Source organism: Neobacillus sp. 204 (assembly GCF_046562815.1).
Taxonomy (GTDB): domain Bacteria; phylum Bacillota; class Bacilli; order Bacillales; family Cytobacillaceae; genus Neobacillus.
On record NZ_JBJORY010000001.1, the window covers coordinates 218841 to 239129 of the forward strand.

20 protein-coding genes are annotated in these 20289 nt (G+C 40.0%); 18 read left to right on the forward strand and 2 right to left on the reverse strand.

Features of this window, described 5'->3' with window-relative positions:
- Positions 1–18 precede the first annotated feature (18 nt).
- From fucP to ACJ004_RS01175, 11 genes are all read left to right on the forward strand, one after another.
- Entirely contained in the window at positions 19–1347 is a 1329-nt protein-coding gene (gene fucP / locus ACJ004_RS01125; RefSeq protein WP_410890694.1) for an L-fucose:H+ symporter permease, read from the forward strand.
- A 533-nt stretch (positions 1348–1880) separates the two neighbouring features.
- Positions 1881–2600, forward strand: coding sequence for a FadR/GntR family transcriptional regulator (locus tag ACJ004_RS01130; RefSeq protein ID WP_410890696.1), 720 nt, complete (start codon positions 1881–1883; stop codon positions 2598–2600).
- Between the two features lie 126 nt (positions 2601–2726).
- A complete protein-coding gene (locus ACJ004_RS01135) occupies positions 2727–4289 on the forward strand; it encodes an ABC transporter substrate-binding protein (RefSeq protein ID WP_410890698.1) in 1563 nt (520 codons plus the stop codon).
- Positions 4290–4324: 35 nt separating this feature from the next.
- Positions 4325–5278, forward strand: coding sequence for an ABC transporter permease (locus ACJ004_RS01140; protein WP_410890700.1), 954 nt, complete (start codon positions 4325–4327; stop codon positions 5276–5278).
- Positions 5278–6108: an ABC transporter permease gene (locus ACJ004_RS01145; protein ID WP_410890701.1), complete on the forward strand. Its 831-nt coding sequence runs from the start codon at positions 5278–5280 to the stop codon at positions 6106–6108. The genes ACJ004_RS01140 and ACJ004_RS01145 overlap by 1 nt, the downstream gene beginning before the upstream one ends.
- 18 nt (positions 6109–6126) lie before the next feature.
- A complete protein-coding gene (locus ACJ004_RS01150) occupies positions 6127–7104 on the forward strand; it encodes an ABC transporter ATP-binding protein (protein ID WP_410890703.1) in 978 nt (325 codons plus the stop codon).
- Positions 7101–8117 (forward strand): ABC transporter ATP-binding protein, encoded by a 1017-nt coding sequence (locus ACJ004_RS01155; RefSeq protein ID WP_410890705.1) that lies wholly within the window; start codon positions 7101–7103, stop codon positions 8115–8117. The genes ACJ004_RS01150 and ACJ004_RS01155 overlap by 4 nt, the downstream gene beginning before the upstream one ends.
- Before the next feature lie 37 nt (positions 8118–8154).
- Positions 8155–9765, forward strand: coding sequence for a gamma-glutamyltransferase (ggt, locus tag ACJ004_RS01160; RefSeq protein ID WP_410890707.1), 1611 nt, complete (start codon positions 8155–8157; stop codon positions 9763–9765).
- A gap of 22 nt (positions 9766–9787) precedes the next feature.
- Positions 9788–10360, forward strand: a complete 573-nt coding sequence (locus tag ACJ004_RS01165) for a chromate transporter (protein WP_410890709.1) — start codon at positions 9788–9790, stop codon at positions 10358–10360.
- Complete coding sequence (locus ACJ004_RS01170; protein ID WP_410891253.1) at positions 10360–10887, forward strand: chromate transporter; 528 nt, start codon at positions 10360–10362, stop codon at positions 10885–10887. The genes ACJ004_RS01165 and ACJ004_RS01170 overlap by 1 nt, the downstream gene beginning before the upstream one ends.
- Before the next feature lie 112 nt (positions 10888–10999).
- On the forward strand, positions 11000–11455 hold the full coding sequence (locus tag ACJ004_RS01175; protein ID WP_410890711.1) for a VOC family protein: 456 nt from the start codon (positions 11000–11002) through the stop codon (positions 11453–11455).
- A gap of 300 nt (positions 11456–11755) precedes the next feature.
- On the opposite strand, the gene ACJ004_RS01180 is transcribed toward ACJ004_RS01175, so the two are convergent.
- Positions 11756–12601 carry a DNA-3-methyladenine glycosylase family protein gene (locus tag ACJ004_RS01180; protein WP_410891254.1) on the reverse strand — a complete coding sequence of 282 codons (846 nt, stop codon included), beginning with the start codon at positions 12599–12601 and terminating at the stop codon, positions 11756–11758.
- Positions 12602–12860: 259 nt separating this feature from the next.
- Between ACJ004_RS01180 and ACJ004_RS01185 the strand changes: the two genes are divergently transcribed.
- From ACJ004_RS01185 to ACJ004_RS01215, 7 genes are all read left to right on the forward strand, one after another.
- Positions 12861–13832 carry a 2-hydroxyacid dehydrogenase gene (locus ACJ004_RS01185; protein WP_410890713.1) on the forward strand — a complete coding sequence of 324 codons (972 nt, stop codon included), beginning with the start codon at positions 12861–12863 and terminating at the stop codon, positions 13830–13832.
- Between the two features lie 377 nt (positions 13833–14209).
- Entirely contained in the window at positions 14210–15154 is a 945-nt protein-coding gene (gene cyoE / locus ACJ004_RS01190; RefSeq protein ID WP_410890715.1) for a heme o synthase, read from the forward strand.
- 164 nt (positions 15155–15318) lie between these two features.
- Positions 15319–15468: a cytochrome c oxidase subunit 2A gene (locus ACJ004_RS01195; protein ID WP_410890717.1), complete on the forward strand. Its 150-nt coding sequence runs from the start codon at positions 15319–15321 to the stop codon at positions 15466–15468.
- A 12-nt stretch (positions 15469–15480) separates the two neighbouring features.
- Positions 15481–15948 (forward strand): cytochrome c oxidase subunit II, encoded by a 468-nt coding sequence (locus ACJ004_RS01200; protein WP_410890719.1) that lies wholly within the window; start codon positions 15481–15483, stop codon positions 15946–15948.
- Between the two features lie 62 nt (positions 15949–16010).
- Entirely contained in the window at positions 16011–17642 is a 1632-nt protein-coding gene (locus tag ACJ004_RS01205) for a cbb3-type cytochrome c oxidase subunit I (protein ID WP_410891255.1), read from the forward strand.
- A gap of 106 nt (positions 17643–17748) precedes the next feature.
- Positions 17749–18381 (forward strand): SCO family protein, encoded by a 633-nt coding sequence (locus ACJ004_RS01210; RefSeq protein ID WP_410890721.1) that lies wholly within the window; start codon positions 17749–17751, stop codon positions 18379–18381.
- 2 nt (positions 18382–18383) lie between these two features.
- On the forward strand, positions 18384–18941 hold the full coding sequence (locus ACJ004_RS01215) for a hypothetical protein (protein WP_410890723.1): 558 nt from the start codon (positions 18384–18386) through the stop codon (positions 18939–18941).
- 132 nt (positions 18942–19073) lie between these two features.
- On the opposite strand, the gene ACJ004_RS01220 is transcribed toward ACJ004_RS01215, so the two are convergent.
- Complete coding sequence (locus tag ACJ004_RS01220) at positions 19074–20174, reverse strand: AI-2E family transporter (RefSeq protein ID WP_410890725.1); 1101 nt, start codon at positions 20172–20174, stop codon at positions 19074–19076.
- Positions 20175–20289: the final 115 nt, after the last annotated feature.

Here is a 20289-nt window from a genome sequence, read left to right on the forward strand (position 1 = left end):
GAAAAGAAGGGATAAATCATGAACAACAAAAAAATTATTCAATTCTCTGATGGGTATTTAAGTCGTGTGCCGATTTTGCAGTTCGTGTTGGTAACATTGCTATTTCCACTGTGGGGGGCAGCGTCAAGTTTAAATGATGTTTTAATTACGCAATTTAAAGCAGTATTTGATTTAAGTGATACGGCAACTGCATTTGTACAAAGTGCATTTTATGGGGGATATTTCCTAATAGCTATCCCAGCAGCAACCATTATTAAAAAAACAAGCTATAAGGTAGCAATTATTATTGGGTTACTTTTTTACATTGTTGGGTGTTCCATATTCTTTCCAGCATCACACATGGCAACCTACGGAATGTTTCTAGTCGCAATTTTTGGAATTGCCATTGGATTAAGTTTTTTAGAAACATCAGCGAATACGTATACAACGATGTTAGGACCAAAAGAAACTGCAACAAGACGTATCAATTTGGCCCAGTTATTTAATCCTATTGGTAATATTACTGGTATCATGCTTGGTAAATATTTTGTTTTTACAAATGGGGAAAGCATGAAATCCCAGCTTGCAAATATGACTCCAGCAGAAGCAGAGGCATATAGCTTAGAAATGCTACAACGGACATTACTTCCTTATAAAGTAATTTTGGTTATTCTATTAGTTGTACTCGTAATGTTTCTTATTGTGAAATTTCCAAAGGCCAAACCAGAAATTCCTAAAGAGATCAAGAAAAAGGTTAGCCTCGGAGAAACATTAAAATATTTATCTAAAAATAATCCATTCAAAAAAGGAATTTTGGCTCAATTTATTTATGTGGCATTACAAACAACTGTATGGTCCTTTACGATTCGTTTAGCTTTGGAGTTAAATCCAAATATTAATGAACGTTTTGCCTCGAACTTTATGATTTTCAGCTTTATCGCTTTTTTTGTAGGTCGACTAATTGCTAATATTTTAATGACTAAATTCAAGCCAACGTTCGTATTATCACTGTATAGTATTATTGGTGTCATTGTATTGGCATATACAGCACTAGTTCCAAATATGACGGCAGTATATGGTGCAATTTTTGTAAGCGTTCTATTTGGCCCGTGCTGGCCAACAATTTATGGAAGAACTTTGGAAACGGTTGAAGATAAATATCGTGAAACTGCAGGTGGAGTTGTAGTTATGGCAATCTTAGGAGGAGCGGTTGGACCAGTCGTTCAAGGGTTTTTCTCAGATTTGGTTGGGTCATTACAGTTATCATTTATAGCACCTATGATATTCTTCCTATATCTTGCTTTTTATTTCTATAAAGAAAACAAAACAGCAGCAAACTATGTGAAAGAAGAATCAAATATTGCTTAATTCATTTAGCAGTTTGGATAGGGTAAGTCATCAATAAGGGAAAAAAGCTCGTCACATTTCCTAACGCAGAAGAATTCCTATTTATAGAATAGAAATTAATGAACTATGAAAATAAGTATGTACCATAGTTCACTAAATGACAAAGAGAGGGAATCCCCCTCTCTTTTAACATTTTGGCTGTGTTAAACATGTCTGTTGATTTCCGCTCCAGGTGCTTCGCTTTCCGCGGGCGTTGCGGGGAGCCTCCTCGGCGCTTTTAGCGCCTGCGGGGTCTCTCCTGCTCCGTACTCCCGCAGGAGTCTTCGCACCTTCCTCTCCAATCAACAGAGTGGCTAAATCAACATTAACTTTTAACACAGCCAACATTTTAAAAAGAAATACCAATAATTTTATATCTAAGATCTTTTTATTTAATATTGACAATAATAAAAACATTAAATAAAATGAAAACAACCCATCAGACAGGTAAGACATGTAAGACGCATAGGACAAGTAAGTTACATAAGAAAAGTAAAACGAATGGGGTGCTGATCATGTCGAAAAAAGTCAGTAGTATTGTAACTGAATATATACTGGAGGAAATTAAAAAGGGGACATTTAAGGTAGGTGATAAACTGCATTCGGAACGTGAGCTAATGGAAACATTGAAGGTAGGCAGATCATCTGTGAGAGAAGCCTTAAATAGCCTGGTGGATATGGAGATTTTAGAGAAGCGCATGGGGATTGGCGTATTTGTAAAAAAAACTGATATGAGTGGGTTGGTTCACACGCATGTTGTGTCCGCACTGCTCGATCCGAAAAATTCCCGAGAACTCATGGAATTTCGTTTGATGCTTGAAGTTGAAATTTGCGGGAAAGCAGCGGAAGTTGCAATAGACGAGGACTTTGTTCAGATGGAGCAATCCTTAGAAATGATGAAGAAAGCGATTCAATTCAATTTACCAATTATTGAAGCGGACCAAAGATTTCACCAGGCCATTGTCCAAGCAACAAGAAATCAGGTCTTAATGAAAGTCTATGAATCTATTGCAGATTTTCTTTCCTCCGCCAAAACAGAAATGGTTTTGATTTCGGATAAGCTATCTACTATTCAATTCCACGAGAAAATTTATAAGGCGATCAAAGATCATAATGTCGAACTAGCGAGACAAATGATGAGGGAACATTTGTATGACGTAGCCATTCGATATGAAAAGCTACATGAAAAATGGGAGAAAGAAGAACAGCAGCGGGAGAAAAACGGACAACCATAAGAACTTTCTTCCAATGGCTGTATAGATAGTGAATTTTTTTTGAGTTGAAATTTCAGAAAATAAATATTTTTCAGATTTGTAAAATCGTTTAAAAATTAATACTAATCATAAATGGGGGTTGAAAGTATGTTAAGTAAAAAGGCTCGATTTACATTTGCTACTGCTATTATCGGATCGATGATTGCGATGACAGGATGCACTGGGGGGAATCAATCTGCATCGACTGAAAATTCTGCTCAAAAGCCTGCGGCTTCCACACCTGCAGGCAAAAAAGTGATTAACATTAGTCTTAAGGCTGACCCGCCAAGCTTAGATCCAAGCCAATCCAATGCTTTAGTAGATCGCCAAGTTCAAAACAGCATCTATGACAAACTGTTTGACCTGGACAAGGATGGAAAAATTGTACCTGTCTTAGTCGAATCTTATGACGTTTCTCCAGATGGAAAGGTGTATACCCTTAAATTGAAGCAAGGGATTAAGTTCCATGACGGTACTGAATTTAATGCCAATGCTGTAAAGTTCAACATCGAGCGTGATAAAGCAGACAATTCGCGTCGAAAGAATGAAATGAATTTTGTACAAAAAGTAGATGCAGTAGATCCGCAAACGGTGAAGATTGAACTGTCTGAACCCTTCTCTCCTTTTATTTCTATCCTTACCGACCGATCTGGAATGATGGTATCTCCAGATGCGGTGAAGAAGTATGGCGATGATTACTTGAATCATCCTGTAGGAACAGGTGCATATGTTTTCGTGGAACATGTGAATGGCGACCATGTCACCTTGAAAAAGAATGATAACTATTGGAATGGTAAAGTCAAAATTGATGAATTAAATTACAAAGTGTTTACGAACGGTACAGCAGCGGTTCAAAACCTAAAATCCGGCCAACTTGATTTTGTAGATGAAGTTCCGACTAAGGAAATCAAAGGGTTGGATAACAATCCTAATGCAAAAGTGGTTGCTGAATCCGGAATGGCCTACCAAGGGTTCTATCTGAACACAAAACAAGAGCCATTCACCAATAAGTACCTTCGCCAAGCTGTAAATATGGCCGTCGACCGTGAAGCGTTCATCAAGGTAGTACTAGATGGATATGGAGCACCTGCAAACTCTCCGTTCGCACCAGGTAACCTAGCATATGGAGATTCGGATAAAGTGAGCAAGTCGAATAAACAAGAAATTAAGGCCTTGTTAGCCAAGGGCGGAAAGCCGAATGGATTCAGCTTTAAATTTCAAATCGGCACCTCACCTGTCAATGAACAATTCGGGGCTGTTATTCAGAATATGTTAAAGCCTTACGGAATCAAGGTAGAACTAGAGAAGGTCGAGTTTGGTACGATGCTGGAAAATGGGGCTAATCATAAGTTCCAAGCCCTTCAACTCGGATGGTCAGGACGTCCCGACCCAGACCAAAGCTTCTTCGATTTTGTCGTAACCGGTCAGCCAAACAACTATTCAGCTGTATCAAACCCGGAATTGGACAAACTGGCTAAGCAGGCTCGAATCGAATTGGATCCGAAGAAGCGTAAGGTGCTCTATGATCAAGCGATGGAAATTGTTCATGATGAATCCGAGTACGTGCATATTTACCATGATTTCAACCGTTTTGGTGTATCTAAGAAAGTTACTGGTTTTGAATATGTACCAGACGGCATCATCCATACACAAAAATTAGACAAGCAATAAGATCATTTAGAAATCATATTGAGGAGGAGAAGGATATGAAATTTCTTTTAAGGCGATTGCTGTTAACCATTCCGATTCTCTTCCTAGTGTCGGTTCTGACATTTTCTCTTATCCATTTGATTCCGGGTGATCCTGCCCGGGTCATTCTTGGCCAAGAGGCAACACCAGAAGCCTATCAATCACTTCGGGCAGAATTAGGATTGGATAAACCAATTATTGTTCAGTACTTTACCTGGCTTGGGCATGTTATAACAGGAAATCTGGGAATATCGATTACTGATCGGGTTCCAGTTACTGAATTAATCTCCCAACGATTGCCTGCTACTGTTGAATTAACGATTGGAACTTTTGTGGTAGCCTTACTGATTGCTTTTCCTGCAGGAATCCTTGCTGCCGTTAGAAGAGGAACATTCATCGACTATACTAGTACATTTGTTGCTTTAGGCGGGATGAGTATCCCAAGCTTTTGGCTAGCTATGATGGCTATAATTTATTTTTCCGTTAATTTAGGATGGCTTCCAGCCTCTGGGTATGTTCCTATTACAGAAAATCCAGTACAGAATTTGATGGCCATGATCTTACCCTGTTTGGCCACTGGTCTTCGAGAATCGGCGGTTCTTATGAGAATGCTTCGCTCTTCTTTGCTCGAGGTAGTCAATATGGATTTTGTCCGTACAGCTAAAGCCAAAGGGCTTAATGAAGTGAAGACAATTTTAGGGCATGTTCTCCGCAATGCCATGATTCCGGTTGTTACTACCTCTGGTTTGATGATTGCCGGACTTCTTGGAGGATTGGTTATTACCGAATCGATTTTCTCCATTCCCGGCTTTGGTCGACTCATTGTAGAATCCGTTTTTAAACGTGATTATGTAACCGTACAGGGAGCGATCTTAGTATCTGCTGTATTAGTTGTTGGTGTAAATCTAGTAGTTGATCTGCTTTATGCAGTGATAGATCCTCGAATCAAAGCGGGGAAGGGGGTTTCCTAATGAAGACAGTCAAAAAGTTTTTGCGAACAGGATTAGGGGTTATAGGTGCGCTTATTATTCTAACTTTGATTTTGATGGCCATTTTTGCCCACCAGTTGGCCCCTTTTGATCCGAACGCCCAAGACTATAACTCTATTCTTTTGCCGCCAGGCGGGGAGCATCTATTTGGAACGGATGATTTAGGAAGGGATATTTACTCCCGTGTCGTTTATGGTGCACAAGTATCGATTAAAGCGGCTTTAGTATCCGTAGGCATTGCCATCCTCATTGGGGTTCCGATTGGACTTCTTTCCGGATACTTTGGCGGATTCTGGGATGAATGGGTGGTCATGCGTTCCGTTGATGCCATGCAGGCTTTCCCTTTCCTGATCTTGGCACTGGCGATTGCCGCCGTGTTGGGAAATGGATTCGGAAATGCGATGATTGCAATTGGGATTGGTTTTGCCCCCGCCTTTATCCGGATTACACGAGGACAGGTGCTGCAGCTTCGGAATATGGAATATATTCATGCGGCCAAAGCGACAGGCGTCAAGGATCTTCGCATTATTTTCAGTCATATCCTGCCTAATGCACTTAATCCGATTATTATTCAATCCACTCTTGCTATGGCATCAGGGATTTTAGCAGAAGCCTCCTTATCTTATTTAGGATTAGGGGTGCAACCGCCGACTCCATCATGGGGAAGCATGCTAAACCAGGCCCAAACCATAATGACCGAATCTCCCTATGCTACTATTTTTCCTGGTATGGCCATCTTTTTTGTTGTACTCGGGTTTAATCTACTAGGTGATGGATTACAGCAAACCTTGGACCCTAGAATTCGTAAATAATGGAAAGGAGAGGTGAACATGAGTGCCATCTTGGAGGTTAAGAATCTGAAAACAAAGTTTAAAACAGACAAGGGTACCGTTTCGGTTGTCGATGGTGTAGATTTCTCCATTAAGCCGGGTGAAACGCTAGGCGTGATTGGGGAATCCGGATGCGGTAAAAGTGTGACTAGCCTTTCCGTTATGCGACTTCTGCCGGCCAATGCCAGCAATGAAGGAAGCATAACCTTCCAAGGTAAGGAGCTGATATCCCTTGCGGAGAAGCAGATGCAGAAAGTTCGAGGAAATGATATCGCGATGATCTTCCAGGAACCTATGACTTCCCTCAATCCATTGCATACGGTAGGGAAGCAAATCGAAGAAGCCATTATTCTCCATATGAATATTTCCAAGCTAGAGGCCAAAGAACGAGCCATTAAGATGCTAAAGGCGGTTGGAATGCCTAGAGCAGAAGAGATTTATGGTGAACATCCCCATCAGTTGTCAGGTGGAATGCGTCAACGTGTTATGATTGCCATTGCGATGGCGTGTGATCCTAAATTAATTATTGCCGATGAACCAACCACGGCCCTTGATGTAACCATTCAGGCACAAATTTTAGACTTAATGAAAGATTTAAAAAAGAAAACAGGAACTTCCATCATGCTGATTACTCACGATTTAGGGGTTGTAGCCGAAATGTGCGACCGCGTGATCGTCATGTACGCTGGTCAAGTTGTTGAGGAAACAGACGTAGATACTTTGTTTGAAAATCCGAAGCATCCCTATACGATGGGGCTTATGGACTCCATTCCATCCTTTGAGGATGAGCAGGAATATCTGAATACCATTCCTGGATCTGTTCCGCTTCCCTATGAAATGCCGAATGGATGCCGGTTTGCTCCCCGTTGTAGCTGGGCAAAGGAGATTTGTCATCAACAGGCACCTAAGCTGGTGGAAATCGAAAGCCAGCATAAATGCCGCTGTTGGCTGGTTACGGAGGAGGAGGATGCGTCATGAACGAAAAGCAGCCAATTTTAGAGATTAAAGGGTTAAAAAAACACTTCCCGATCAAAACGGGTTTTTTCAATAAAGTAACCGGTCATGTTCGAGCTGTCGATGGAGTGGATTTTAAAGTGATGCCAGGTGAGACCTTAGGGATTGTGGGGGAATCTGGCTGTGGAAAATCGACAACCGGACGTACAATTCTGCGGTTATTGGATCCTTCTGCTGGGGAAGTGTTGTTCAATGGCAAGGATCTGGCGAAACTGTCCAAGGAAGAAATGCGCCAAATGCGAAAGGATATTCAAATGGTCTTTCAGGATCCCTATGCTTCTCTCAATCCACGTAAAACGATTAGGCAGATTCTGCTTGAGCCGCTGAAAGTGCATGGGATTGGGTCATCCCGTGAGGAACGGATGAAGAGAATGGAGGAAATTATTGAAGTGGTAGGGCTTCGGAAAGAGCATTTAGATCGTCATCCACATGACTTTTCGGGTGGTCAGCGTCAGCGGATTGGAATCGCCCGGGCCCTTATCCTTAAGCCGAGAGTGATTATTGCGGATGAACCGGTTTCTGCTCTTGATGTCTCCATCCAATCACAGGTCTTGAATTTATTAAAGGATTTGAAGAAGGAGTTTAATCTTACGCTCATCTTCATTTCTCACGATCTATCAGTGGTCAGGCACTTATGTGATCGGATTGCCGTGATGTATTTGGGGCGTGTGGTGGAGATTGCCGATAAAAAGCAGCTCTTCAACAACCCAAGCCATCCATATTCGAGAGCTTTATTATCGGCAGTACCTATCGCTAATCCAAAGGCCAAGCGGGAGCGGGTCATTCTTAAGGGAGATTTGCCAAGTCCGGCTAACCCGCCGTCAGGATGTACATTCCATCCTCGTTGTCCGGTCGCGAATGAAAGCTGTAAAACGAAAATTCCCATTCTCCAAGACATTGATAGCGGACATCAGGTTTCCTGCCATCTCTTTGCGGAGGGGAAGTTAAAAGAAACCAAAGAAGAAATGATTGGATAAATCATCCAAATGCTAGAGAATGGAGAGGGAATAAAACATGAATTTTGATGCTTTGCATTATCCATATACATCACAACGCAATGTCGTATATGCCAAGAATGGAATGGTCGCTACGTCCCAGCCTTTGGCTGCACAGGCAGGGTTAGATATTTTGAAAAAAGGCGGAAATGCGATTGACGCAGCTATTGCAACAGCTGCTTGTTTGACAGTGGTCGAGCCTACCTCGAACGGAATTGGTGGGGACGCTTTTGCGCTTGTTTGGACAAAAGGACAATTACACGGTCTAAATTCAAGCGGTCCAGCACCAATGAATATCTCCATAGAGAAGGTAAAAGAAGATGGACATGAAAGTATGCCAAAGTACGGCTGGCTGCCGGTAACCGTACCTGGGGCTCCGGCAGCTTGGGTAGAATTATCAAAACGCTTTGGCCGTCTACCTCTATTAGAAGTTATGAAGCCAGCAATTGATTATGCTGCAAACGGCTTTCCTGTTTCACCTACACTTGGTCGCTTTTGGAAAAAGGCATTCGAAAAATACAAACAAGAATGTACAGGGACAGAGTTCGAAGCTTGGTTTGAGACGTTTGCACCAAAGGGAAGAGCACCTGAAGTCGGAGAAATATGGTCGTCTCTTGACCACGCGGACACACTAGAAGAAATAGCAAGGACAAGCGGTGAAAGCTTTTACAATGGAGCAATCGCTGAAAAAATTGTAGCAGATTCTCAAGCTTATGGAGGTCATTTAACAAAAGATGATTTAGCGGCCTTTAAACCTGAGTGGGTTGATCCTATTAAGGTAAACTATCGGGGCTATGATGTTTGGGAAATCCCACCAAACGGGCAAGGTATTGTAGCTCTAATGGCTCTGAACATCTTAAAAGGATTTGATTTCACAGTAAAAGAAACAACAGACACATACCACAAACAACTCGAAGCCATGAAACTTGCCTATTCTTGCGGCAAGCAATACATTACAGATCCTAAGCATATGGGGGTAACTGCTAAAGAGCTATTAAGCCCTTCGTATGGACGGCAGCGTCAAGCACTGATTGGAAGTGAAGCATGCACGCCTGCACCAGGTGTACCACCTCGCGGAGGAACAGTGTACCTGGCAACAGCAGACGGAGAGGGCAACATGGTATCATTCATCCAAAGTAATTATATGGGCTTTGGTTCTGGGGTTGTCGTACCAGGGACAGGAATTGCCTTACAAAACCGAGGACATGATTTCAGCCTTGACCCTGCTCATTACAACTCCCTTAAGGGGGGGAAGAAAACGTACCATACGATCATTCCAGGATTTTTAACGAAGGATGACCAAGCTGTTGGACCATTCGGTGTAATGGGTGGATATATGCAGCCGCAAGGTCATGTTCAAGTCATTATGAATACGATCGATTTTCATTTAAATCCTCAAGCTGCTTTAGATGCCCCAAGATGGCAGTGGAAGAATGATAAAACCGTAGAAATAGAAAAAACATTCCCATCCCATATTGCTGAAGAATTGGTACGAAAAGGACATGACATCCAAGTGGCGGTAGACTCAGGTTCTTTTGGCCGCGGGCAAATTATTTGGCGAAATCCTGAAACAGGCGTACTGATGGGTGGCACAGAATCAAGGACAGATGGGACAATTGCCAGTTGGTAATCCATAGTAAAGGATTGATTCTATGAAACAGCGAGACATTTTTATCGCATTTTTTCGCAGCAGTATGCTTGGATATGGTGGGGGACCTACAACGATTCCTCTCGTTCAAAAAGAGGTAGTCGAACGGTTTAAATGGATGAATATTGAAGAATTTGGCGATGTGTTAGCGATTGCAAATACATTGCCCGGTCCTATCGCAACAAAGATGGCAGGCTATATCGGATTCCGCATTGGCGGCGTACCTGGAATGATGAATGCCATCATTTCTACCATTTTACCTACTATCATTTTAATGATTATATTACTTAGTACATTAATACAGTTCAAGGATTTGAAATGGGTTCAAGGCATGACAAAGGCAGTTGTTCCGGTTGTAGCAGTGATGCTTGCAGTCTTAACGTGGGAATTCGTACAGAGTGCTATTAAAGGGCTCAAGTGGTTTTTTACTACATTGCACATCCTTGGCGCATTAGTCCTTATCGAATTCTTCGGCATTCATCCCGGCTTTGTAATAGGAGCCCTTTTAGTCATTGCTGTTGTAAAACCTTCCAAAAAATCTGAGAAAAGGGTCCAGCAGAAGGGACTGTCCATATGATGATTTACTTGCATGTCTTTTGGGTCTTTTTCTTAACGAACATTTTAGGGTATGGTGGGGGGCCAGCCACCATACCTCTCATTCAAAAAGAAGTAGTAGACCACTATCATTGGATTACTACACAAGAATTTAATGAGGCATTGGCAATGGGGAATGCCCTGCCCGGTCCAATTGCAACAAAGATGGGAGGCTACATCGGATTTCAAGTAGGAGGGTACATTGGTTCAGGGTTGGCAATATTTGCGACAGTCGCCCCGTCTCTTATCCTCATGCTTACTCTAATGGGCCTTCTGTATAAGTTTAGGACATCTCCGCAAGTCAAACGTATGACACTTTACGTCAAACCGACAATTGCGGTTCTACTAGGAGTGATGACATTTCAATCATTCTATGAATCTTACTTTCAAATAGGGATAGGGCACGTTCTATTTTTAGGAATAGGCAGTTATTTATTAATGGAAAAAGTAAAAGTGCACCCCGGATTAATCGTATTTGCTTCACTTATATACGGTGCAATCAATTTGTAGAGATTAGTCGAAGCATTCAATGTGCTATGGTAATGCATTTGTACTGGATTTTTCAATGGTGGGGTTAAGTAGTATAATAGAAGAAAATTTGTTCTTAAGGAGTTGACCTTTCATGACATTAAGACTAACCCCCTGTATAGTTATGGACGGAAACGCAAAGGAGGCCGTTCGTTTTTATGAGAAGGTATTGGAAGCAAAAGTTCTAAATCTTCAAACTTACGGGGATATGCCAATTCCTTGCCCAGAGGCATTAAAGGAACGTGTGGCAAATGCAATCCTACGAATCGGAGAAAGTGAACTCATGTTATTCGATGCGCCAAATCTACCTGTTCCTGATGGGAATAACGAAAGCGACCAAGAGCAAGTGCTTACAACTCATCACAACGGTAACTCTGTTGTTACCATAAATATTTCAATAAATGACGTGGGAAAAACGAAACAAATCTTTGGTATCTTGCAGCAAGGCGGTAAGGTAATTGCTCCTTTAGAAGAAGTTCCATTTAGCCCAGCATTCGGCACCGTAAAGGACAAGTTTGGTGTAACCTTCATTCTTGTCACTCAAGTGTAAAACCAATAAATCGAGTGCTAAGTTTCAATCGAGCACTCCATTTTTTTAACGGTCAATGGAATTCTCGACTAATACCCGTGCTTCCTTATTTTTAAGTAAAAGGAGAACTAGTGGCCCTGACTAATGCCCATAATACCAGATTTTTCGGACTAACGGGAACTAGTGGTCTCGACTAATTCCCACAACCCCAGATTTTTAAAACAGATGGGAACTAGCTTAAGATCGTCCCCTATTTATATTTTAACTTACCGGAGGAACACCTGTGTGGGCTTAAATTTATTCTGTTTTGTCATTTGTGAGTTAATAGAGAACACGCCATAAATAAAAGGTTGCATAGGATTCCCAATTTGCCCATGGAATCGATAATGCATGGATTTCTTCTTTAGTCGGTTTTCTATCCATATGTAGTAATGTTTTTATCGAATTAATTAGACCGACATCATCAATTGGGAAGGCGGTCGGAAAGCGAAGGCAGCGCATCAGCACATAATTGGCTGTCCATGGACCAATTCCGCGTATTTTTATTAAGCTTTTTTCGACATCTTTAAAGCAGCCATAGTCCATTAATTTTTCTTTGGATAACTCGCCATTCGCCATTAATTGCGCAATGCCAATAATATATTCACTCTTTTTCACGGTCATTTTAATATCAGCCAGATCATTTGGTGTGAGCTGGGCAATTTGTTCAAAAGATGGGAAGATCCAATATTTTTTTCCATTCCATTCGATCGAATCGCCAAACCTTTCAACAAACTGTTTTTTTAAGGTATAGGCGAAGGCTAAGTTAATTTGCTGCCCTAAGACTCCCCAACAGAGCGCCTCAAACAAATCGGGAATGCCGATGAGGCGTAATCCATAAAATTTTTCTACGGGTATTTTAAGTAATGGGTCAGCTTTCGCCAGTTTATAAAAGGGGGTTAAGTCTTTATCGAGGTCAAACCATTCTAGAATATATCGGACCACCCTAGTAGTATCGCACGGTTTACCTTCTAAAAAGTGAACAATCATTTGGTTGTTATCGTTTACTTTTATTTGTACAAGAGTTCGAATTTCGTCAATAGCGATAACCCTTGTAATAGTTTCATTTTCAATTTCATACATACATTCATTTTTATTCCGCTCTAAATAACCAAGATTTATTTTCATATCAAACTCTTCTGGGAGTGGAATAATAATATCTTCTTCAACTTTATCAGGCTGATCTTCTAATGTATTTTTAGTATTGAACACTTTATCTCCCCCGGTTATTTGCTATATTCTATTATTATCACAAGAGTATAAAAAATAACTCCTTTATCTTGCTGTTTCAGTCAAAAATCTATTATTTTTCCTTCAATAAGATGTATATTGATTAAGTAATTATGTTAGTCGATAGAATGAAGGATTTGAAGGTGAGGAATCTTTGATGAAACCAAAAGTTATTGTCTATAAAAAAGTCGATTCAACTGTTTTAGATTATGTTCGTAATACTTGTGAAGTAATTTATTTTGAAAACTTAGATTCGCAGACACTTTCTTACTTCTATCAAGAAATAAAGGAGGCAGAGGGAATTCTTGGCTCTGGATTAAGAATCGATGAGAAGTTTTTAAAACAGGCTCCTAAACTAAAAGTGATAAGCAATATTTCAGTTGGCTACGATAATTTAGATCTTCCTCAAATAACGATGCGAAAAATTATGGCAACCAATACTCCTGGGGTTTTATATGATAGTGTTGCCGATACAATTTTTGGTTTATTATTGGCAACCGCAAGAAGAATGCCAGAATTAAATCAGATGGTAAAGTCAGGGAAGTGGACACAGAATATCAGTGAAGAACAATTTGGCGTAGACGTTCATCATAAGAAATTAGGAATTATCGGAATGGGTGGGGTTGGCGCGGCTATTGCTAAACGAGCGCATTTTGGCTTTGATATGTCCATTTTGTATCACAACCGCTCACGAAATTTAAAAGCTGAACAAACCTATCAAGCAACCTATTGTTCCCTTGAAGAAATATGTCAGCAAGCTGATTTCATTTGCTTAATGACGCCACTAACTCCAAACACAGTTAAGCTTATCGGGGAAAAGGAATTTAAATTAATGAAGAAATCGGCCATATTTGTGAATGGCTCACGTGGTGCAACGGTGGATGAAGATGCCTTAGTTTGGGCCCTTCAAAATAGGGAGATTTTGGCTGCAGGACTAGACGTGTATACCCAGGAACCAATAAGTCCGGATCATCCACTATTAACTATGGATAATGTAGTCACATTGCCGCATATTGGTTCTGCTACCTACGAAACTCGTTTGAAGATGGCCCAACTTGCCGCAGAAAATCTAGTGCTTGGGCTGCAGGGGAAACAGCCGCCATCAATAATTAAGGCTATTTTCGCATAGATTGTTGTTTTTCGTTTAAGTTCATCAACCCGTATAACTATATGCTTCGTGGCATCTTTTCGTAAGAACCTTTGCGAAAATTGCCTAGAAACTTAGTAAATGCCCCTTATAAAGCTCCAATAGCAACAAAGTTTACGAAAAGAGCCTTAATTAATCAAGATGTATTAACCGAAATTAGATAAATTAAAAAGGCGTGGAGAATCTTCTTAAAAAAGAGATTCTCCATGCCTTTTTTGTTGATCTACAAGATGAAATGCAGCCTATTGGGAATAGGCAACAGTCATTTCCAGGTGCCTGACACCAATTAATGTGATAATCTAAATAAGGTATGATAGAATTATATTTGTTTTGTACTACTTCTTAGGAGAGGATATTAAATGAGTACTAATGAGATACCTTCTCTACAGAAGGATGGGAGCTCTATGCTATCAAATCAACGAAATATCTCTAACATAATAACTGATCTAAAATTACTTTTTAAAGCCAATGTTTTAATCGCTAATGTCCTTCCAGTTTTTGCGGGATTTTGGTTAGCGTTATATTTTACGAATGGTTCTCTTTCAGCCAATTTGGATGTCTTACTTTTGACAATCTTCGGAAGTACAATGGTCATTGCTGGGGCACTTACGCTCAATAATTGGTACGATGTTGATATTGATACCGTAATGGATCGAACAAAGAATCGTCCAACGGTAACTGGGAATTTTTCGCTTCTGCAAGTATTAACAATAGGCATTTCCCTTACTGGAATTGGCTTTATTCTCTTATTTTTTACGACCTTCGAAGCGACTTTATATGCTTTTGTAGGCTGGTTTACCTATTGTTTTCCATATACCATGTGGTCAAAACGGCGGTATGCCTTTAATACCGTAATTGGCAGTGTTTCTGGTGCAGTGACACCATTAATTGGTTGGACAGCTATTGCACCTGGATTTCAAAAAGTTCCAATGATCTTATTTTTAATCTTATTTATTTTTCAAATGCCCCATACCTTTGCAATTGCTGTTAAGAAATATGATGAATATAAAGCGGCTGGAGTGGCCATGCTTCCCGTTGTTCGTGGATTAGCGGTGACCAAGCGGCAAATGGTTATGTATATTGCCTGCTTATGTCCATTACCATTCTTTTTAGCACCACTAGGGACTACCTTTATGGTCATAGCTACCTTGCTTAACGTGGGATGGTTGGTTGTCAGCATTAGTGGATTTTTTAGTAAAGATAATTATAAATGGGCACATGTGAATTTTTTGTATTCCGTAAATTATATAACCATTATCTTCCTGACGATGATTGTGGTTACCTTGCCGATATTCAATCACTAAGGGTACATTTTAGATAAAGTCTGATTCCTGTAGGCAAATTGTTGCCTTACAAGGGATCAGACTTTTTTTTTTCAAATGCAAAGATGTGTGATTCGGTTCACTACACTGAGAATTGTTCCCAATTATGATATAAGTATGAAAATAAAAAAAGGGGTTGGTTTTGGATGGGACCTACAAAAGTAAATAACAAAAAGAAGTCTGGCGAGGTTCAAGAAGCACCGTTAAAAGGTACATGGATCTCTGTCAGTGTGGTAGGTGTGGTCATCTTACTAACGTATTTCTTATTGTTTGGACTATATATGGCTAGAGTATAGGGGGGAAAAACGATGAAGATGCATCTTGATGAAAAGATTTGGCTGACCTTAAGTTTTGGGATAATCATGATATTCATGTTTATCACCGGCTACCAAGCATTTGCTTTAGATATGGCTCCACCAAGTAATAAAGAAATTATTGATCCCCAGAAGGTAGACCAATCAGCACCATTCGATCAACCAGGTGTAAAGCAAATTGGTGAAAATGAATATGAGGTTGTGATGACTTTACAAGTATTCAGTTTTAATCCTGGAAATTTTGAAATCCCCGCTGGGTCAACCGTGCATTTTACACTAACGTCAAAGGATGTTGTCCACGGATTTGAAATTGCGGGAACAAATGTGAATGCAATGGTTATGCCAGGACATATTCAAAAAATCACTCAAAAATTTGATAAACCAGGTACTTATTTAGTGCTATGTAATGAATATTGTGGGGCCGGTCACCAAGCCATGAGTACAACTATTACGGTGAAATAAAGGGGGGAAACAAAGTGCAAACAGTAAATTCTTTTACACTTAAAGATAAAGCAAATAAAGCGATGGGAATAAGCAAGGAAGATGCCTTATTAACAAAGTCCTATATATTTGTAGCATTTGCGGCACTCCTTCTGGGCGGAATATTAGGACTGGTGCAAGGACTAAATCGATCCGGACTACTAGAATTGCCATCATGGCTTAACTACTATCAAGTCCTAACAGCACATGGTTTATTACTAGTGGTTGTCTTAACTGCCTTTTTCACGATTGGTTATTTTTATGCATCACTTTCCCATACCTTAGGCGGCCTGCTGCCAAAAGTAAGAAAGATCGCATGGATTGGTTTTGGAATGAAGATTGTCGGTTTCGTATTATGCGTCGTACCAATCCTAATGAACGAAGCATCTGTAATGTATACATTTTATCCACCGATGGCCGCCCATCCGGCTTTCTATATCGGATTAGTATTCATCGCATTAGGCGTTTGGATGTGCTGTATTGGGGCATTTATCAATGTGGCTAATTGGAGAAAAAACAATAAAGGACTGCATGTTCCAATCCTTGCTTACTTTGCAACTGGAGTGTTTATCCTTTTGTTCTTTGCTCTTATCCCAGTTGCCATTGAAGTTTTAACGATTATTCCATGGGCTTTTGGCTGGGTTAAAACCATCAATGTCATGGTTGCTAGAACATTATTTTGGGCTTTTGGTCACACGTTGGTTAATATTTGGTATTTAACCGCCGTGTCCGCATGGTATGTAGTTGTACCAAAGATTATCGGAGGAAAACGGTGGAGTGATACACTAACTCGCGTCGTTATTATTGCCTTAGTTATTATGAACATTACTGGTGGATTCCATCATCAGATTATTGATCCAGGAATTGCAGAAGCAGTTAAATTTATGCACGTATTTATGAGTTTAGCGATTGGATTCCCTTCATTAATGACGGCGTTCGCCATGTTTGCTGTATTTGAACGGACAGCAAGAAAGCAAGGGGGGAAAGGCTTAATAGGCTGGTATAAGAAAATGCCTTGGGGTGATGTTCGGTTCTTAGCACCATTTATAGCAATGGTTGCCTTTATTCCAGCCGGTGCGGGTGGTATTGCCCAAAGTACCAATCAATTAGACCAGGTGGTTCATAATACGATGTGGATTGTTGGACATTTCCATCTAACATTAGGGATGTCGGTAGTAATGACCTTCTTTGGGATTAGTTATTGGTTAGTTCCATATATTTCAAAACGTGTTTTAACTCCGCAAATAAATAAGTTAGGTGTTATTCAAACTTGGATCTGGACAGTCGGTATGATATTCATGGCAGGTGCGATGCATTGGGTTGGATTACTCGGTTCTCCGCGCAGAACTTCCTATACAACCTATGGTGATAATGCCACAGCGTTAAGCTGGGATCCGTATTTAATGTGTTTGGCGGTCGGAGGAACATTGTTAATTATCGGCGTTATTCTTCAAGTCTATGCCGTTGTCAATATGATGTTCTTTGCTCCAAAAGGGGAAACAGTCTTCCCAATAGCGGAAGAAGAGGAAGATGCCGCTAAAACTCCATATTGGACAGAACGATGGGGCCTTTGGATTGTTGTGATGCTTTTAGTTGTGGCTATGGCCTATGTCATTCCATTAACGGAATTTATCGTCAATGCTCCTCCAGGTTCACCACCATTTAAAACTTGGTAATAGTAAAAAAAGAGATAGCTCTTTGTGGATTTGGGCTATCTCTTTATCCTTCCTGTTACTAATACCTCATGTGGAAAAAAACAAATGATTTGGGAAGTGGTCTTCCGTGATCAAACATTGGCATACTACATTTGCGTGTTTACTAGTCATCACCTTTGGTTTTACGTTATTCTTCTTTGGAACGGATGGATTCCAGGCATATACCGCCGAAAAAGCGCGGGTAAATAAACTTATTGACGATAAACCAAAATTTCCAAATGTAACGTTAGAGGATAGTAAGGGACGAGAGTATTCCATTTCTGAATTTGAAGATAAATATGTATTTATTACATTTCTATATACATCCTGTACAACCGTTTGCCCGCAATTGGAAATGAACATGTCGAAGGTTTATGAAAAAATCCCAAGCAAGTATATGGGCAAAGATCTTGTCTTTTTAAGTATCAGCTTTGATCCTTCTAGGGATGCACCTGCCACATTAGCAAAATATCAGGGATATTTTAATAGTGATGGTGAAACATGGAGAATGGTAAGAATTGCAAATAAAGCAGAATTAAATTCGTTATTAAAAGCGTTTGGTGTTATTGTGATTCCCGATGGGAACGGTAATTTTGCTCATAATTCCGCTTTTTATGTAGTTGATAAAAAAGGCAGACTGCTTGATGTCTTAGACTACAAAAAAATTGATGAAGCAGCGAAAAAACTCATAGATATTCTTGACAAGAAAGCGGGGGAATAATCATGAAGCAATCATTATATGGCCTATTGGTCCTGCTATTCCTTGCGCTGCCACCTGTGGCGAACTTAATGGAATCAGTCATGATTATTCACATGCACATGCAAATGCCGTTGTTGATTTTTACGGGATTTCTCCTGGCTCGTTTCTTTCAGCTCCGGGTCCCGCGCTTTTTTGAAAAGTGGAATCGTAATGGGATCCCAGGAATTATATTGTTTGTTATTATCGTCGCCTATTGGACACTGCCGAGGTCAATGGACGAAGCCCTAACGACCCAGAGTATGGAAGGATTTAAATTTATCAGTTTACCACTCTTTGCAGGAATACCACTTAGAGATAGTTGGAAAAAACTTAAACCAATTATTAAAAATATTATTTTTTATTTTTTTATTATCCTGTTTTCCGGAATGGGTTGGTTATATATCGATTCTCCCGTACAATTATGTAACAACTATTTAATTATTGATCAGATTACACTTGGCTGGGGATTTCTGACAACAGCGATTTGTATGGTCATTTATTTAGTTTATACAGCTTTTGTTGACCCAACAAAATACGAATAATTGGTTAGATCAACCCAATCGTATCCAGATTGGGCTTTTTATTGTAGAGACGATGGTAAGGCTCTTCTTTTCGGCCTAAAAAAACTGTTAGGAAACATTTCCTAACAGTTTTTTTTCACTATTCAACGATTCTTAAGGCTCGTTAGATAAGGTTGCTCTTTTTCGTGCCTGCAGAAACTTTATTATATTTAAAACAATAGTCTTAACTACAGCATAAAATGGTACTGCTAAAACCATCCCCAAAATGCCGGCTAAATTTCCGGCAGCAAGCAAGACGATAATAATTGTTGCGGGGTGGGTGTCAAGTGATTTTCCAAGGATGAGTGGTGATAATACATTTCCTTCCACTTGCTGGGCAATAACGATAATCACAACAACCAATAATGCCTTTGTCGGTGAATCAAATAATGCAACAATCACCGCAGGAGCTCCTCCGAGAATAGGGCCCACATAAGGAATTATGTTGGTAAAAGCGACAATTAATGCCATAACGAGCGCAAATGGCAAATCAATAATTAGATAACCAACAAAAGCAAGTATACCTACTGACAGGGCCACAATGACTTGTCCTTGAATATAGGAGGATAGTGTTTCACCTGTCTCTTTTAACATCAATAACCCTGCTTCTCTATAGGTAACAGGTAGGAATTTTGATACAGCCTTAGGGAACTTATATCCGTCCTTAAACATATAGAACAATAAAAATGGAACGGTCGCTAAAATGACAGCAATATTGGCAAACACGCCAAGGATATTCGTTATACCGCCAGTAATCCTGTCCGGTAAGGTATTAGCGTAGGCAATTAGTTTTTCTTTACCGGTTTCCAAAAGATCGTTTTGTTCTTCCATGATCCATTTGAATTCAGAGCTTTGAGATAGCCTATCAAAATACTGCAAGGTCTTGTTGGCATAATCAGGAAGTGCATTCGCAAGGGCGGTAAATTGCTCTGTGATGGCAGGAACCAAATTGCCAATCGCTAAAACTAGAATACCAATAAACACTACATAAATGATTAGAATTGCAAGAATTCTTGGCACTTTCTGACGCTGAAGAAAATTAACGACTGGATTAAGTAAGAAATATAGAAATCCAGTAATCAGAATTGGAAAAAAAAGAGTGGAGAAAAAGATCCCAATTGGCATAAATAAAAATGAAATCTTTGTTGAGACAAAGATAATGGTTAATATCAATAGAATTTGGATTAACCCGTATTGAAATTTTCTTTTTGACATTATTTTCCCCTTTTTTAAATTAGTATAACTAAAATTATATCAAAAACCTGGAATAGAAGACAAATTATAGTATGTCTTATGGTGTCAGGCACCACAATGGAACATTAAAAAAAAT

Bases quoted from the DNA above. Each gene is read 5' to 3' on its own strand.
- fucP (WP_410890694.1), top strand. From the start codon at position 19: ATGAACAACAAAAAAATTATTCAATTCTCTGATGGGTATTTAAGTCGT.
- ACJ004_RS01130 (WP_410890696.1), top strand. From the start codon at position 1,881: ATGTCGAAAAAAGTCAGTAGTATTGTAACTGAATATATACTGGAGGAA.
- ACJ004_RS01135 (WP_410890698.1), top strand. From the start codon at position 2,727: ATGTTAAGTAAAAAGGCTCGATTTACATTTGCTACTGCTATTATCGGA.
- ACJ004_RS01140 (WP_410890700.1), top strand. From the start codon at position 4,325: ATGAAATTTCTTTTAAGGCGATTGCTGTTAACCATTCCGATTCTCTTC.
- ACJ004_RS01145 (WP_410890701.1), top strand. From the start codon at position 5,278: ATGAAGACAGTCAAAAAGTTTTTGCGAACAGGATTAGGGGTTATAGGT.
- ACJ004_RS01150 (WP_410890703.1), top strand. From the start codon at position 6,127: ATGAGTGCCATCTTGGAGGTTAAGAATCTGAAAACAAAGTTTAAAACA.
- ACJ004_RS01155 (WP_410890705.1), top strand. From the start codon at position 7,101: ATGAACGAAAAGCAGCCAATTTTAGAGATTAAAGGGTTAAAAAAACAC.
- ggt (WP_410890707.1), top strand. From the start codon at position 8,155: ATGAATTTTGATGCTTTGCATTATCCATATACATCACAACGCAATGTC.
- ACJ004_RS01165 (WP_410890709.1), top strand. From the start codon at position 9,788: ATGAAACAGCGAGACATTTTTATCGCATTTTTTCGCAGCAGTATGCTT.
- ACJ004_RS01170 (WP_410891253.1), top strand. From the start codon at position 10,360: ATGATTTACTTGCATGTCTTTTGGGTCTTTTTCTTAACGAACATTTTA.
- ACJ004_RS01175 (WP_410890711.1), top strand. From the start codon at position 11,000: ATGACATTAAGACTAACCCCCTGTATAGTTATGGACGGAAACGCAAAG.
- ACJ004_RS01180 (WP_410891254.1), bottom strand. From the start codon at position 12,601: ATGAAAATAAATCTTGGTTATTTAGAGCGGAATAAAAATGAATGTATG.
- ACJ004_RS01185 (WP_410890713.1), top strand. From the start codon at position 12,861: ATGAAACCAAAAGTTATTGTCTATAAAAAAGTCGATTCAACTGTTTTA.
- cyoE (WP_410890715.1), top strand. From the start codon at position 14,210: ATGAGTACTAATGAGATACCTTCTCTACAGAAGGATGGGAGCTCTATG.
- ACJ004_RS01195 (WP_410890717.1), top strand. From the start codon at position 15,319: ATGGGACCTACAAAAGTAAATAACAAAAAGAAGTCTGGCGAGGTTCAA.
- ACJ004_RS01200 (WP_410890719.1), top strand. From the start codon at position 15,481: ATGAAGATGCATCTTGATGAAAAGATTTGGCTGACCTTAAGTTTTGGG.
- ACJ004_RS01205 (WP_410891255.1), top strand. From the start codon at position 16,011: ATGGGAATAAGCAAGGAAGATGCCTTATTAACAAAGTCCTATATATTT.
- ACJ004_RS01215 (WP_410890723.1), top strand. From the start codon at position 18,384: ATGAAGCAATCATTATATGGCCTATTGGTCCTGCTATTCCTTGCGCTG.
- ACJ004_RS01220 (WP_410890725.1), bottom strand. From the start codon at position 20,174: ATGTCAAAAAGAAAATTTCAATACGGGTTAATCCAAATTCTATTGATA.